The organism is Halomonas dongshanensis, assembly GCF_024790395.1.
In the GTDB taxonomy this organism is placed as follows: Bacteria; Pseudomonadota; Gammaproteobacteria; order Pseudomonadales; family Halomonadaceae; genus Vreelandella; species Vreelandella dongshanensis.
Genome location: NZ_JAJISC010000002.1, coordinates 250,297 through 264,959, shown reverse-complemented (window position 1 = coordinate 264,959; position 14,663 = coordinate 250,297). Strand labels below are relative to the sequence as shown.

Annotated in this window: 14 protein-coding genes; 4 read left to right on the top strand and 10 right to left on the bottom strand. The window is 56.6% G+C overall.

From position 1 onward, the window contains the following. Window positions 1-60 precede the first annotated feature (60 nt). The 10 genes from LLY24_RS04705 to LLY24_RS04660 all read right to left on the bottom strand — a co-directional run bounded on the left by LLY24_RS04705 (window position 61) and on the right by LLY24_RS04660 (window position 9,971). The gene (locus tag LLY24_RS04705) at window positions 61-1,638 is read right to left on the bottom strand and encodes an aldehyde dehydrogenase (NADP(+)) (RefSeq protein WP_259035126.1); all 1,578 of its coding nucleotides are present in this window, start codon (window positions 1,636-1,638) and stop codon (window positions 61-63) included. A 154-nt stretch (window positions 1,639-1,792) separates the two neighbouring features. After that, window positions 1,793-3,307, bottom strand: a complete 1,515-nt coding sequence (locus tag LLY24_RS04700; protein ID WP_259035125.1) for a tripartite tricarboxylate transporter permease — start codon at window positions 3,305-3,307, stop codon at window positions 1,793-1,795. A gap of 34 nt (window positions 3,308-3,341) precedes the next feature. Continuing rightward, window positions 3,342-3,848, bottom strand: coding sequence for a tripartite tricarboxylate transporter TctB family protein (locus LLY24_RS04695; protein ID WP_259035124.1), 507 nt, complete (start codon window positions 3,846-3,848; stop codon window positions 3,342-3,344). Window positions 3,849-3,935: 87 nt separating this feature from the next. Further along, the gene (locus tag LLY24_RS04690; protein WP_259035123.1) at window positions 3,936-4,874 is read right to left on the bottom strand and encodes a tripartite tricarboxylate transporter substrate binding protein; all 939 of its coding nucleotides are present in this window, start codon (window positions 4,872-4,874) and stop codon (window positions 3,936-3,938) included. 71 nt (window positions 4,875-4,945) lie between these two features. Next, window positions 4,946-6,286 carry an enolase C-terminal domain-like protein gene (locus tag LLY24_RS04685; protein WP_259035122.1) on the bottom strand — a complete coding sequence of 447 codons (1,341 nt, stop codon included), beginning with the start codon at window positions 6,284-6,286 and terminating at the stop codon, window positions 4,946-4,948. Between the two features lie 106 nt (window positions 6,287-6,392). Beyond that, on the bottom strand, window positions 6,393-6,581 hold the full coding sequence (locus tag LLY24_RS04680; RefSeq protein WP_259035539.1) for a hypothetical protein: 189 nt from the start codon (window positions 6,579-6,581) through the stop codon (window positions 6,393-6,395). Continuing rightward, complete coding sequence (locus LLY24_RS04675; protein WP_259035524.1) at window positions 6,521-6,763, bottom strand: hypothetical protein; 243 nt, start codon at window positions 6,761-6,763, stop codon at window positions 6,521-6,523. Before LLY24_RS04675 ends, LLY24_RS04680 begins: the two co-directional genes overlap by 61 nt. A 187-nt stretch (window positions 6,764-6,950) precedes the next feature. Beyond that, window positions 6,951-8,456 (bottom strand): tripartite tricarboxylate transporter permease, encoded by a 1,506-nt coding sequence (locus tag LLY24_RS04670; protein WP_259035121.1) that lies wholly within the window; start codon window positions 8,454-8,456, stop codon window positions 6,951-6,953. After that, a complete protein-coding gene (locus LLY24_RS04665) occupies window positions 8,456-8,902 on the bottom strand; it encodes a tripartite tricarboxylate transporter TctB family protein (protein WP_259035120.1) in 447 nt (148 codons plus the stop codon). Before LLY24_RS04665 ends, LLY24_RS04670 begins: the two co-directional genes overlap by 1 nt. Before the next feature lie 94 nt (window positions 8,903-8,996). Continuing rightward, the gene (locus LLY24_RS04660; protein WP_259035119.1) at window positions 8,997-9,971 is read right to left on the bottom strand and encodes a Bug family tripartite tricarboxylate transporter substrate binding protein; all 975 of its coding nucleotides are present in this window, start codon (window positions 9,969-9,971) and stop codon (window positions 8,997-8,999) included. Window positions 9,972-10,522: 551 nt separating this feature from the next. Here LLY24_RS04660 and LLY24_RS04655 point away from each other — a divergent pair. The 4 genes from LLY24_RS04655 (at window position 10,523) to LLY24_RS04640 (ending at window position 14,626) form a co-directional block, all read left to right on the top strand. After that, entirely contained in the window at window positions 10,523-11,455 is a 933-nt protein-coding gene (locus tag LLY24_RS04655) for a tripartite tricarboxylate transporter substrate binding protein (RefSeq protein ID WP_259035118.1), read from the top strand. Between the two features lie 135 nt (window positions 11,456-11,590). Beyond that, a complete protein-coding gene (locus LLY24_RS04650; protein ID WP_259035117.1) occupies window positions 11,591-12,040 on the top strand; it encodes a tripartite tricarboxylate transporter TctB family protein in 450 nt (149 codons plus the stop codon). Between the two features lie 13 nt (window positions 12,041-12,053). Continuing rightward, on the top strand, window positions 12,054-13,565 hold the full coding sequence (locus tag LLY24_RS04645) for a tripartite tricarboxylate transporter permease (RefSeq protein ID WP_259035116.1): 1,512 nt from the start codon (window positions 12,054-12,056) through the stop codon (window positions 13,563-13,565). After that, window positions 13,562-14,626 (top strand): Ldh family oxidoreductase, encoded by a 1,065-nt coding sequence (locus LLY24_RS04640; RefSeq protein ID WP_259035115.1) that lies wholly within the window; start codon window positions 13,562-13,564, stop codon window positions 14,624-14,626. Before LLY24_RS04645 ends, LLY24_RS04640 begins: the two co-directional genes overlap by 4 nt. The last annotated feature ends 37 nt before the right edge of the window (window positions 14,627-14,663 follow it).

The window sequence follows — 14,663 nt, the reverse complement described above, 5'->3', positions numbered from 1 at the left end:
AACAAGGCCACCCGGAGGTGGCCTTTATGGCATTAACTACTAGTCAATAAAATACTCTGCTTACTTTTCACGCTTGCCGTCCAGCAGACGCCGCAGCTTGAGCGGGTTGTCGTTCTTGATCGCGTCTGGCAGTAGCCCTTCCGGCAGGTCCTGATAGCAGACTGGGCGCAGGAAGCGGAAAATCGCAGCAGTACCAACCGAAGTCGTACGCGAGTCGGAGGTAGCCGGGAACGGGCCGCCGTGGACCATGGCGTCGCACACTTCGACGCCGGTCGGCCAGCCGTTGACCAGAATACGACCTGCCTTGCGCTCGAGCGTCGGCAGAAGCTTGCGCGCGGCGTCCAGGTCCGCATCGTCCATCTGAAGCGTTGCGGTCAGCTGGCCTTCGAGATGCTCGGCGACCTTCTTAAGCTCGGCTTCATCGGCACACTCGACCACCAGCGACGTCGAGCCGAAGACTTCGTCCTGAAGCGCATGGCTTGCCAGGAAGTCTTGTGCGCTGGTCTTGAACAGCCCCGTCTGGCACTGGTTCGGGCTTTCGCCCTTCTGGCCACGCGCTACTTCCTGAGCCTTACCGCTATCCTGCAGGCTCTTCACGCCATTTTCGTAAGCTTCAAAAATGCCCGGCGTCAGCATGGTTTGCGCGCTGCTTTCTTTGACGGCTTCGCCCGCCGCCTTAATGAAGACGTCAAGCTCCGGACCCTTGATGGCGATCACAAGGCCCGGGTTGGTGCAGAACTGGCCTGCGCCCATGTTGAGCGAACCCACGAACGCCTTGCCCATCTCCTCGCCGCGCGCCTTGAGCGCCGCCGGTAGAAGGAAGACCGGGTTGATGGAGCTCATTTCGGCGTAGAACGGGATCGGCTCCGGACGCGACTGCGCGGCTTTCCAAAGCGCGATGCCACCGCTGCGCGAACCGGTGAAACCGGCGGCCTTGATACGCTCGTCGCTGACCAGCGCCGTACCCACTTCGCGGCCCGAGCCGAACATCAGCGAGAATACTCCTTCGGGCAGGCCACACTTCTTGACCGCCGCCTGAATCGCGCGGCCAACGAGCTCGCCGGTACCCGGATGCGCGGCATGCGCCTTGACGATGACCGGGCAGCCCGCAGCGAGCGCTGACGCGGTATCACCACCGGCGACCGAGAAGGCCAAAGGAAAGTTGCTGGCACCGAAGACCACAACAGGTCCTAGCGCGATGTGGCGCTGTCGCAGGTCGGCGCGCGGCATCGGCTGCCGATCAGGCATGGCGGGGTCGACGCGAACATCGAGCCATTCGCCGGCGCGAACGGTTTTGGCGAACAACCGAAGCTGACCGCAAGTTCGGCCTCGTTCGCCCTGAATGCGCGCCTGGGGCAAGCCGGACTCAGCTACGGCGCGCTCGACAAGCGCGTCGCCTAGCGCTTCGATTTCATCGGCGATGGTTTCGAGGAATGTGGCGCGATCTTCGAGCGACGTTTCGCGATAGCGATCAAAAGCTTCCCACGCAAGTTGGCATGCATTTTCCACGTCGGCTTGAGTACCGCCAGCATAACCGGGCTCCAATCGCTCATTGGTCGCCGGGTTAATGGCATGAATGGGATCACGAGAGCCTTTGACAGCCTTCTGTCCGATCAGCATTTCACCTGTTAGATTCATCTTGCCTCCTGCGATGAGAATGTTGCCCGGCGGGACGATTACCCAGCCAGGTACTCCGTATCAATATCAGCAACTCCGCACTTGGCGCCATGCTGCCAATATCGACAGTGTGCGATTTGGCCACACCGCACACTGTCAGCTGCCTTGATGGCTATCAAACGCTGTCATCTCCAGCGGGTGTGCTTTGCTGGTTGGAGCGATAGTTCTGCCACAAGGTTAGTGCCAGTAGCCCGATCGCCACGATCAGAAAGGCGACACTGATCGGTCGCGTGAAGAATGGCGTCCAATCGCCTTCGAAGGATTGAAGGCCTCGACGCAGATTGGACTCGGCGATCGGCCCCAGAATGAGCCCTAGAATGACAGGCGCGGTACCGAAGTTGTAACGATTGAGAAAATAGCCCAGCACCCCGAACCCAAGCATCAGGTAAAGGTTGAAGACATCGCCATCGACACCGTAGACCCCGATGAAACAGAATACCAGTATGGCGGCCAAGAGCTGCTTTCGGGGCACCATCAACACCCGAATGAACAACTTGATGCCCAAGCACATGATCAATAGCATGAAGACGTTGGCCAGCAGGTAAGCTAGAAAGATGCCGTAGACGGTGCCACTTTGATCAGCGAACAGCATGGGGCCCGGTGTGATTCCTTGGATCATGAGCCCCCCCAGCAGTACTGCCGTGGCCGCTTCCCCCGGAATACCGAGCGCCAGCGTAGGAATGAGCGCCCCGCCCAGCAGTGAGTTATTGGCGCTTTCGACGGACACGATACCCGGCGCGTGACCGGTACCGAACTTTTCCGGCGTTTTCGAGAAGCGTCGCGTCTGGTCATAAGCGACCAGGGAAGCGATGCTCCCACCGGCGCCAGGAATGGGGCCAACGATCGAACCGGAGATAATCCCCATCACTACAGCCTTCCAGTGTTTCAGGGTTTCGAGAAAGCGAGGACGCGCGATATCGATCCGGTGACCACTCTCTTTCAATCGCTCATTGGGATCGTATTCGAAGGTATCCTTGAGCACCTGAGAAACCGCGAAAAGACCGATAAGCGCGGGTAACAGGTTGACCCCGGTCAAAAGCGATAGCTCGTTGAACGTGAAGCGTCCCACGCCAGTGATCGGGTCGGTACCGACCGTCGAGATCAAAAAGCCGATCATGCCGGCGATCAGTCCCTTGAGCAGCGATTTGCCTGCCACCGAAGCAATGATGACCAGACCGAAGATGCTCAGCGAAAAGTATTCTGCTGGGCCGAAGCGCAGCGCAAATTCTGCAATGGGCGGTGCCAGCAGGCTGAGGATGACCATGCTGGCAACACCGCCGAAGAAGGATGCCACGATGGCCAGGCCTAGCGCCCGTCCGGCTTCGCCTTTCTGAGCCATCGGGAAACCGTCGAAGGTGGTCGCCACTGACGAAGGCGTTCCCGGAATATTCAAAAGAACGGCGGGGATAGAGCCACTGGCCCCCGCGCCGCACAGAGCGCCCAACAGCATGCCGATACCCGCCACCGGGGGCATGCCGAAGGTCACCGGCAAAAGCAGCGCGATGGCCATGGCAGAGGTCAACCCCGGTAGCGCGCCCATGACGATACCCAAGAGCGTCCCGCCCGCGATCGCCAGCAGAGTGCTCAGCTGTAGCACCATTCCCAGGCCGTCGAGATAACCGGAAATCATGTAAGCCTCCTGAGTCTCAAATTAGGATATCCGGTCACGTCGGGAGCGGAATCTTGAAAAGGTCGGTGAAGACGTAAAAAATCGCCACGGCAAGCACGACCGCGAAAACTAGTGCTCCCGCGAGCGCCTTGCTCTTTCCGGCGATGGAAAGCGTGCCCCAGGTTCCGCTCAGCACTGCAAGTCCAACGACGCAGAAAAAGATGAACAGCGCCGTACTGATCATGTAGCCCAGCCGTTCGAAGGCGTAGACATAAGCGATCAATAACAGGATGACAAAAAGCCATTGGCCTGCGGCGCGTGCAAGACTGATCGAGGACGAAGACGCGGTAACGTCGCCCGTTCTCCACTCCTGGAAATCCTTGATCAGGCACGGGATGGCAAAGATGAAGATCAGCGCCGAAAGCAGCTGAGGAAAAAAGGCAGCGGACAGGTCGCCAGGAATATTGACGTTGGGAAACGCTGATGCCGCGACAAATACACTCGCCGATACAATGATCAGCACAACATTAAATAAAGGCTTACCGATATCGCGTTGCGTCATGTTAGCTGGTCACTCCCTAGCCAAATGAGTAGCCCGAAACGATCGCGCTGCCGACAAGGCTTGCCCAACAGCGCGAGAGAGCCAGACTTAGTTCGCCAAATCGCCCGCCGCTTCACGCATGGTAGCGGCCGACTCGTCAATGAAGGCTTCGAGCTCATCGCCGTAGAGCGGTGCGAGCTCAGTGCCCAGGTTGTTGGCCGTCTGCTCGTAGGAGCCATCCTCGACGATTTGCTGGATAGCGGCGATCCACTCCTGCTTCACCTCATCGGGCAGACCTTTCGGACCGGCAATGCCACGCCATACGGTCAGCGTCAGGTCATATCCGGATTCCTGGAAGGTCGGTACGTCTGGCAGGTTATCGCTACGCTCGGCGTAGGTGGTGGCCAGCGCCTTCAGTCGACCTGATTCCAGCGCAGAGCGCAGTTCGGCGCCCCCCAGAACGACGGCTTCGACGTGTCCGCCCATCGCCGCCGAAATCGCTTCCGAGCCGCCAGGATAAGGAATCAAATTGAAGTTAGACTCGGTACGGTTAGCTATCGCATTGGCTGTGATGTAGGCCGACGAGCCTACACCCGAGGCACCCACGCGAACCGAGTCCGACTGAGCAGCCTCGACCAGGCTTTCGATATCCTGGTAGGGACTTTCGCTGCTTACCGCGATCAGGTACGGCTCTTCGATGATTTTGGCGATGAAATCGAAGTCGTCGTGGGTAAACGGTACGGTGCCCATCGCCTCGAGGGTCAGCATCGCGTTGCTCGCGGCCAGCAGCGTGTAGCCATCGGCCGGTGATGCCACGGCACGCGACATTCCTACCGCCCCGCCGCCGCCAGCGATGTTGCGGATGACCAGCGTGCCGTCCAGTTGCTCTTCCACCAGCGGTTGAAGCGCGCGGACGAACGTGTCATTACCGCCGCCGGCAGAGAAGGGCACGATCATGTCGATATTCTTCGTGGGATAGTCAGCGAAAGCTTGACCTGCGGCGATACAACCAATAGCGAGCGTGAAACCACCTAGTAGTTTTTTCATTATTGATCTACCTCTTACTCGGGCTTTAGAACCCGGGCACCGCGCAAGCAATGCCCGGCCGAACTTCAAGTTTAGCGAACAAGCGCAGGTCGCTTGGGATCGAAGGTCCAGCCGTCGATAAGGTGCTGCATGGCAGTCGCATCGTTACGGCCACCCACAGGCAGGCTGCGATAAAGCTCGTGCGCTTTTTCGATGGCGTCCATGTCGACATCGACACCCAGGCCGGGAGCGTCGGTGACCGCCACTTTACCCTCCACGATTTCCGGCGGATTGTGGGTCAGGCGTGCATCGCCTTCCTGCCAGATCCAATGGGTATCTAGCGCGGTGGTACGCCCCACCGCCGCCGCGCCAACATGGGCGAACATGGCCAGTGAAATATCGAAATGATTGTTTGAGTGCGAGCCCCAGGTCATACCATGATCCTGGCACAGTTGCGAAACGCGAACCGCCCCTGAAAGCGTCCAGAAATGCGGGTCTGCCAGCGGAATATCGACCGAGCGAAGCTGCAGCGCGTGGGCCATTTCCCGCCAATTGGTCGCCACCATGTTGGTGGCCACGGGCAAACCGGTCGCGTGACGGAATTCGGCGAGAATCTCGCGACCGGAGAAGCCTTGTTCGGGTCCGCATGGGTCCTCGGCATACGCGATCACGCCGTGCAAATCCTTACAAAGGGAGATGGCTTCCTGCAGCGACCAGGCCCCGTTGGGATCGATCGTCGTGCGTGCCTCGGGAAACGCTTTGTGCAGCGCCTTGACCGCTTCGATCTCCTGCTCGCCGGGCAGCGCCCCGCCCTTAAGCTTGAAATCTTTGAAGCCATAGCGATCCTGTGCCGCCTCGGCGAGTTCGACGATGCGCTGGGGCGTCATCGCGGCCTCGTCGCGCTGGCGGTACCACTCATGGTTCAGGCCGTCGGTGCCACGGCGAAAATCCAGCGGCGTTGCGTGTCCATCACCCACGAAGAAGAGATAACCCAGCACTTCGACGCTGTCGCGCTGGCGGCCATCGCCAAGAAGATCGGCTACCGGCACGCCCAGAAACTTGCCCATCAGATCGAGCAGCGCCGCTTCGAGCGCGGCCACGGCGTTGATGCGCAGCTCGAACGTCCAGGAACCCTTGCCGAAATCCTCGAAATCCGCGCTACGCCCGGCGTTGTTTAGCGTGTTGACCATTGAGCGCAGCTTACCGATCGGTTGACCGATCACGAGCTCGCGCGCCTGCTCGAGCGACTGCTGAATCGTATCGCCACCAGGCGCTTCGCCTACTCCCACATTACCAGCGTTATCCTTGAGAATGACCAGATTACGCGTGAAGTAGGGAGAGTGCGCACCGCCGATATTGAGCAACATACTGTCGCGCCCGGCAACCGGAATTACGCGCATTTCAGTAATCGTAGGCGTATTGTGGCTTGGCATAAACGTCTCCGTCAGTCTATCGACACATAGACTCTTGTTTTCAAAAATGCCCAGGGTAAGCCCGCACGAATGTGGGCTCTACCTGTCAGGTCTCGGCAATCCCTGATCAAAGCAACTTGGCGTTTTCGACCAGTTTCTTCAGCTGGCTCATTTGCTCGTCGTTGTGCATGGTCAGCGGCGCGCGCACGTTGCCACCGGGATAGCCCACGATACCTGCGCCCGCTTTGACGAGACTCACCGCATAGCCTGGCGTGGTGTCGCGCAGCGTGACGAAGGGAATGAAAAAGTCGCGCATCGCCTTACGGACGAAATCGCTGTCGCCCTGACACAGCGATCGGCGAGCGATTTCACCGCATCGACGTTGAGGTAACCGTTGGCACGGTTGTAATAGATGACGCCCAAATCGATGGATTGACACACGCTCGCCGCATACTCAACGATGCCGTCTTGCGAGCACTCGGTTAGGTAAGGGGGCATCAAGAGAATGCCAGCGGCGCTAATGATTCCCATCGATATTGTCATACATCATACAATATAACCTCTAGACTTTAGACTAACTAAAGGCGGACACATCGCCTTTCGCTTTAACACAAGAGATTGATGAATCCCTCCGGGGGCTAATACAATGAATCAGCCCCCGGGACTTTATCGCTTTAATCCCCGATCAAAACTCCTTTGCCACCGCTACCCGCTTTTTTCTGATAGCGGAATAGATCGACCACACAATCAGCGCTGCAATCATGGCAAAGAAGGTCGCACTCACGGGCCTGTCCAGAAATACCATCAGATCACCACGGCTCAACAGCATCGCGCGGCGAAAGTTCTCCTCCATCATGGGGCCCAGAATGAATCCCAAAAGCAAAGGCGCAGGCTCGAAGCCCAGCAGCAAGAACACGCACCCGATGACGCCGAACAAGGCCACCAGCATAATATCCATGTCGGAGTAGTTGATGCTGTAAACACCGATCACGATGAAGAGAATGATTGAGGGATACAGAATCGGGTAGGGAATTTTCAGCAACCGGACCCAGAGCCCCACCATCGGAATATTGAGGATCAACAGCATCACGTTGCCGATCAGAAAGCTGATGACCAGGCCCCAGAACAGATCCGGGTTATCGGAAATCACGCTGGGCCCCGGCGTAATACCATGAATCAACAGTGCGCCCAGCATCAACGCCATCACCGCGTCCCCCGGTATACCCAGGGTCAAGGTAGGAATGAACGCCGACTGTGCAGCAGCGTTATTGGCACTTTCAGGCGCGGTGATCCCCTCGATCGCCCCTTTACCGAATTTTTCCGGGTGTCTGGACACCTTTTTCTCGACCGCGTAAGCGATGAACGAGCCGATCGAGGTTCCCGTACCCGGCAAAACACCGATCCCCGTGCCGATCCCGGTCCCTCTCAGGATGGGGAAAAAACTCTCCTTTAGATCACGCCGAGTCGGCAAGAGCGACCTAAACGTAATTTTCTGGTCGCTTTTGACCTGAATCACCTTGCCCACGTTGGCCACGACTTCGGTCACGCCGAAGATGCCCATCGCGATCGCCACGATGTTGAGACCGTCGTAAAGAAACGTCAGCCCAAAGGTATAGCGCTGGATGCCGGTACTGACGTCGGTGCCCACAATGCCAAGCAGTAGCCCGAACACCACCGCCGCCAACCCTTTTGCCGGGTTGCCCTGTACGAGAATGGCCGCCGCCACGAGGCCGAGCAACATCATGGCGAAATAGTCGGCGGAGTTAAACGCAATCGCGAAATCCGCCAGCGGCGGCGCGAAGGCCGCCAGTACGATCACGGTGATGAAGCTTCCCACGAAGGAGGCAATCGTGGTCATGAACAGGGCCACGCCGGCACGCCCCTGTTTGGTCATCGGGTATCCGTCCAGACACACCACGGATGACGAAGGCGTACCGGGCAAATTCAATAGTATTGCCGCAGTCGAACCGCCGTACTGAGCGCCGTAATAAATACCGGCTAGCATAACCAACGCCGTAGTGGCCGGTACGTAATAGGTCAGCGGCAGGAGCATGGAGATAGCCGCTAGGTGACCTACCCCGGGAATCACACCGATGAGCATGCCGATCGTCACGCCCAGGGCGCAGTACATCAGATTTTCGATCGTGAACGCGACGGATACGCCAAGTGCCAAGTTATTGAGAATCTCCATCAGAAGCTCCAAGGAAAAAGGCGTATGGGCATGTTGAGGCTCAAGATGAAGACCAGGTAAGACATCAGGCACAGCGCCAGCGCCAGAATACCTAGCTTCACGGGCCTGAATCGACGCTCGCTAAGACCACAGATATAAACCAGCACAATAGTCGCAATGAACAACCCCGCCGGGCGCATCAAGTATGCAAATGCGATGATCCCTACGGTAATGCAGACAAGTGCTCTGTAGTTGAGCGCGGGAAACGCCATCGCCGTTTTAGCGGAAAACGCCATCGTGATCAGGCCAAGAACCGCCAGAGAAACTCCGAGAAACCGTGGCAAGTAGCCAGGCCCCATGTTTCTCAAGGTACCCATGTCGTACGCCTGCGCCTGTAAAAGCACCAGTGTCGCGATGACCAGGCACATAAGCCCCGCCAGAAAGTCTCGATTGATCAACCTTTGCATGATGCGTTTCTCGTCTCGTCAATGCGAGCGTCCCGCCCAGGAAGGCGGGACTGGCCCGTGAGTCGATGAATCCATTGGGACGTCGTACCAAACGTTACTGGCCGATACCTGCGCTTTCGATGAAGTCAGAAAGCTCACTCTTCTGCTCGGTCATCCACGTGCGAAGCTCGTCGGGAGATGAGGATGGCCGGGCCTGGCCACCCTGCTCGGCGATTTTTGTTTGAATGTCGTTCGTGGCCAGGATGCTCGCGAGCTCTGTTTGAAGGCGCTCGACGAGCTCGGGAGGGCTACCGGCGGTGACCAGAATGCCCTGATAGGTGCCATCGAGCTCGCCGGGTAGACCGAGCTCTCGAAAGGTGGGCACGTCGGGCAGGTCTTCAAGGCGCTCTTCACCAGTCACGGCCAGCGCGTTCATCTGACCGCTAAGCACAAACGGCAGCGATGCTGTAGTGCCGTTGAGCAGCATATCGCTCTCACCGGAAACGACAGCTCGGGTCGCGTCAGACCCTCCACGGTAGGCGATGACAGTCCAGTCTACGTTCTGATCCTGAATCAGCCGCTCAGTAGTAATGTGGTTATTAGCTCCTACTCCGGAGGTCGCTACCGACAAAAGCCCCGGATTTTCAAGCGAGTACTCGATCAGGTCATCAAAGCTCTCAAATTCGTTACGCTGTGACACCCCCAATACGTAGGGCGAGTAGGACACCATCGTGACGGGGTCGAGATCATTCTCGATATCGTAGGCCACACTTGGCAGAACGCTTGGTGCGGCTAACAGCGCAGTAAGATCGGACAATAACAGCGTGTGGCCGTTGGGGTCAGCCTTGGCGACAAAATCGGCCCCAATGTTACCGCCTGCTCCGGCCTTGTTTTCCACGATGACAGGCTGACCAATCGCATCGGAAAGCTCGGGTGCTATGTAGCGTGCCAAAATATCGGACGTACCGCCTGGAGCAAACGGCACGACGATGCGAACGGGACCTCTGAACTCCTGGGCCAGTGCTACGTTGCTAGCCAGCAGGAAAGAAAATGATGCGGCGCCCATGACCAGCTTGTTGATCTTTTTCATTGTTGTTACCCCGTATGGTGATGTGCGTTTTAGTTATCTTTCAAACGAAATTTTAAAAGTCATATGTCATTAATCATACAGCCGTAATTTGGCAGCACAGCTAAGGCTTGAACATTCGACAAAAGTCCACTTATGCCACTTAAAACTTAGCACTCATCCCCTAGAGCGCTTTTCCATCTGTTGCGTGTGGCACTTGCATCCGAGATGCGTGGTATCCCAGCAAATAGTCTCTCCTCCACTTAAAAGAACCCGCTGAAACTCACGATCCCGCCTTCTAGTTTTCCAACACACACGACCTTCATATTTTGCATAATCAATCATATACGTCCCGTTCAATCGCCTTTCCAGCAGCTAAAATGACTGACCAAAGCATCATAAGGCCTTTAAAAATAATACAAATTATACAGGAAAATAAAAATTTTTTGCTTTAAAAACAATATTATAAATAAATTAAGACCAATGTTGCATTGATCAAGAAAAAGAAAAACCAAATAGTTGTCATACAAAAATGAAATTCGCGCTTACCCAGACCTAATAACAAGGAGCTCGCCATGCGTAAAACGCTCGGAGCAATCACCCTCTCTTTCGCCACGCTCATCCCATCCTACGCTTGGAGTAGCGACGACTACCCCAACCGTTCCATTAGCGTCATCGTGCCGTGGAGCGCCGGTGGTGGCACCGATGTCACCATTCGCGGCTTTCTCAATTTTGCTGCCGACGATATCGGCCAAAATTTCAACGTCACCAATGTAACGGGTGGCGGTGGTACCGTTGGTTGGGTACAAGCTGCCAATGCCAGGGCGAACGGCTATAATCTATCGGCGCTTACCTACGACCTTCTCCTGCTGAGCGCGCGCGGCGGCTCTGTCGACTATCGCGACTTCACGCCGCTGATCACTATCTCGCGCTATCCTCAGGTGCTTGCCGTTCCCGCCGACTCCGATATCGAAAACTGGGCTGACTTCGTCGAGCAAGCCAAAGCATCGAACGATATGTCCATTGCGCTGGGTGGCTTTGGCAGCATGCACCACATTGCGGCTGTCCAGCTCCAGGAGGAAGCCGACTTCACCGCGACCCTGGTCCCATTTCAGGGTGGAGCCGCGAGCATCGCTGCTCTGCTGGGCGGAAATGTAAAGGCGACGTTCTCCGATGTACCAGAAGTACGTGACCGGCCAGAGCTTAAGGTCATCCTGCAGTTTTCCGATGAACGTAGCGAAGCGCTGCCCGATGTACCCACCGCACAAGAAGAAGGAATGGACATCGTCTTCAACAGTTTCCGCGCCCTAGCTGCCCCTAAAGACACGCCCGATGAGATCGTTGATTACCTACGCAATGCTTTCAGCGAGACATGGCACGGCGAGGCGTTTCAAAACTGGTCGTCAGAGGTCAACGTTTCCCCGGCTTATTTAAGTGGCGAAGACACTCAGCAGCTTTTCGACGAAACCGTCCCAACGTTAGAAGCCATTTCCCAACAGATACGCTAACGCCCAGGGCGGTGGGAATATTTCTTCCGTTTCGCCGCCCGTATTCATCACGCCGTCCTACGGGATTCTTTCGAGAACCTGACGTTTCATGAATAAGGGCGGCGTCACCTTCCAGGCAACAAAGCAAGGCTCGCCATGCAAACACAATCGATCAATGACCGTGTGATTGGCTTAGTAATGGCCCTATTCAGTGCGATATTTCTGTTCATGGCACTCAAGCTTCCTGGTGCCCCTCCGGGGTTCCCCGTGGGGTCATCGACGTTTCCCACCATGCTGGGCGGGCTATTGCTACTGCTCTCTCTCCTGCTAGTGGTGCGCCGCCCCGTTCAAGCCACACCGGGTACAGCGTTTTGGAAAGTACGCATCGGCCTTGGCATGCTGGCCACGCTTGCCTACATCTACACCGTCATGAGCGTGGGCATCTGGGTTAGCACCTTCTTGCTGCTCTTTGTCTATGCGCTATTGCTAAGGCGTTCAAAGCCTACCTGGCTAGAAACGCTCTTATTACCCCTTGGTTCGGCCTCCCTGGCCTATGGACTACTCGTGCTACTCGATGTCCCCATGCCCGAAAGCCTTCTTTTCTAACAGGAGTACGACGATGGGTGGATTTCTCGATGCCATCTTGACGGTGATGCAACCTTACAATCTGCTGGCGTTGGTCGTGGGTGTGGCACTTGGCTCGCTTTTTAGCGCCATCCCAGGGCTGACCAGCACGCTGGCATTAGCCCTTTTGCTTCCCTTGACCTATTCACTGCCTACCGATACCGCTTTCGTCATCATGATTGGGCTGATGGGGGGCGGCCTTTACGGTGGCATGCTCACAGCCATCACACTCAATATTCCCGGTGCGCCAGGCTCGGTCGCCACGACCTTCGACGGTCACCCGATGTTTCGCAATGGCCAAGGCGGCAAAGCGATTGGCTGGGCCACAATCTCATCGATCATCGGTGGCGTGATCAGCTCGATCATTCTAGCCGCAGGTGCTCTGCAGCTTGCCAAAGTCGCGCTGAGCTTTGGGCCCCCAGAAATGTTTGCGCTGACGATCTTTGGCATGGCCGCTGTCATTTCACTTAACACGGATCTGACCAAGAGCGCTTTGGCGGGTATTTTCGGTCTCATACTGGGCACGGTAGGCATCGATGCCTTCGGTGATTTCCGTTTCCACTTTGGCGTCAATGATTTGGCAGGCGGCATGCCCCTGCTACCTGCGGTTGTCGGGCTGTTCGCACTGGTTAAGGTATTCCAGGCCATGAATACCAGCGTCGATAAACCCACTATTAGCTTCTCGAGCGCAGAAACAGCCGATACGCGCATGCGCCTACCCGGGGTCAAAAGCATTCTCAAACGTTGGAAAACGCTCTTACGGGGCTCCTTGATTGGCACCTTCGTCGGTTTCCTTCCAGGCGCGGGCGGTAATATCGCGGCCTTTGCTGCCTATAACGTCGAGAAGCGTGCCTCACGAACACCGGAAAAATTCGGCCAAGGTGCCGAAGAAGGCGTCATTGCATCGGAGTCGGCCAATAATGCAACGCCAGGTGGCTCACTCATCCCAACGCTGACACTTGGCATCCCTGGCGATCAATTTGCGGCGGTGATGATCGGGGGCTTTATCATTCACGGGCTTCCCGTCGGCCCTCTGCTTTTTAGAGACCATGTCGACATCATCTACGTCATTTTCGTCACGACGTTTTTGATGAACTTCCTCTTTCTGCCCATCGGCTGGGTAGGTTCGATGATGGCCGTTCCACTGGCTCGCTTACGCGATACGCTACTGATTCCAATCATTGCCGCCTTCTCTTTGGCCGGTCTCTTCGCCATTGCCGGAACGACCTCGAACATTCTCATCGCGCTGATCTTTGCGATTATCGGTCTTGCCGCTGATCGTTTTGGCTTCCCGCCAGCTCCGCTGATTTTGGGCCTGATACTCAGCTCCATCATGGAAGACGCCATGAACCAGTCACTCACGCTCTCTGGAGGCGACTATTCGATCTTCATCACGCATCCAATTAGCGCCTGTTTCCTACTCGCCGCAATCCTCTTTGTTCTGCTTCCCCTTGTCTTCGACAAGCGTAAAGCTAAAAAACAGCAAGCTACTCGAGGCCTTTCATGACACACCAGCCCCACTACACTCCCCAAGACCTCATTCACTTTGCCAAACGCTGCTTCATTAGTAGCGGCTTAGAAGCCTCACGCGCTCAAATCGTGGCCAATAAAATGATCGAAGCCGATCTCATGGGCCACGATACGCATGGGATTCGAATGCTGAACCGCTACCTCGCGGATATTCGCCAAGGAAACATGGTGACCGATGGAGAGCCCGAGGTTATCTCCGACCGTGGACCTTGCGCGCTATGGGATGCGCGCCTGCTTCCCGGACACTGGGTACTGCAACGAGGTATCGAACTCGCCATACCGCGAGCCAAACAGTATGGCTCCATGATGCTGGGCATCCGACGCAGTCATCACGTTGGCGCTCTTAACGTACATTTGACCTCCATCGTAGAGCACGGATTGATCGGCATTCTATGGGCGACCGATTCCAAGGTGCGCTCCGTCGCGCCCTTCGGCGGCATCGACCCGGTGCTCACGACGGACCCCATCGCTGCCGGCATACCCACCTCCGGTGCGCCAATACTCATCGATACGACGACATCGCTTTGCAGTAACGCCTTGGTCAAGCAGACGCTCGAACGCGGCGAACAACTGCCTTCGGAGATGCTCAAGGACAATGAAGGCAAACCAACCCGCAATCCTAACGCCTTGTTCACCGACCCGCCCGGCACCATTTTACCTCTGGGGGGCATGACCCATGGCTACAAAGGCTATTCGCTGGCGATGCTGGTGAATGTGATGTCCCTTGCTTTGCCTGGTTTTGGCAAGGCCAGCGGTGAGAAGAACGAGGGCATCATGCTTCATATCATCGACCCCGATGCCTTTGGAGGGAAAGAAGCCTTTCTACAAGAGACCGACTGGATGGTCGATGCTTCTCGCGCCAGCCGAAGTACATCGGATTCCCCCATTCGTTTACCCGGTGATCGGGCGCGCGAGCTTTCGAAAATACGCCACGATGACGGTATACCGCTCGAAAACGCCATATTCGAAAACCTCACACCCTATCTGCAAGCGCACAGTATCGAAGCGCCTCACGCCCTTCAACGAGTGAGTCAATAGCCCTCTCTAGGGAGAATGCTTGATCGATTTGCCCATA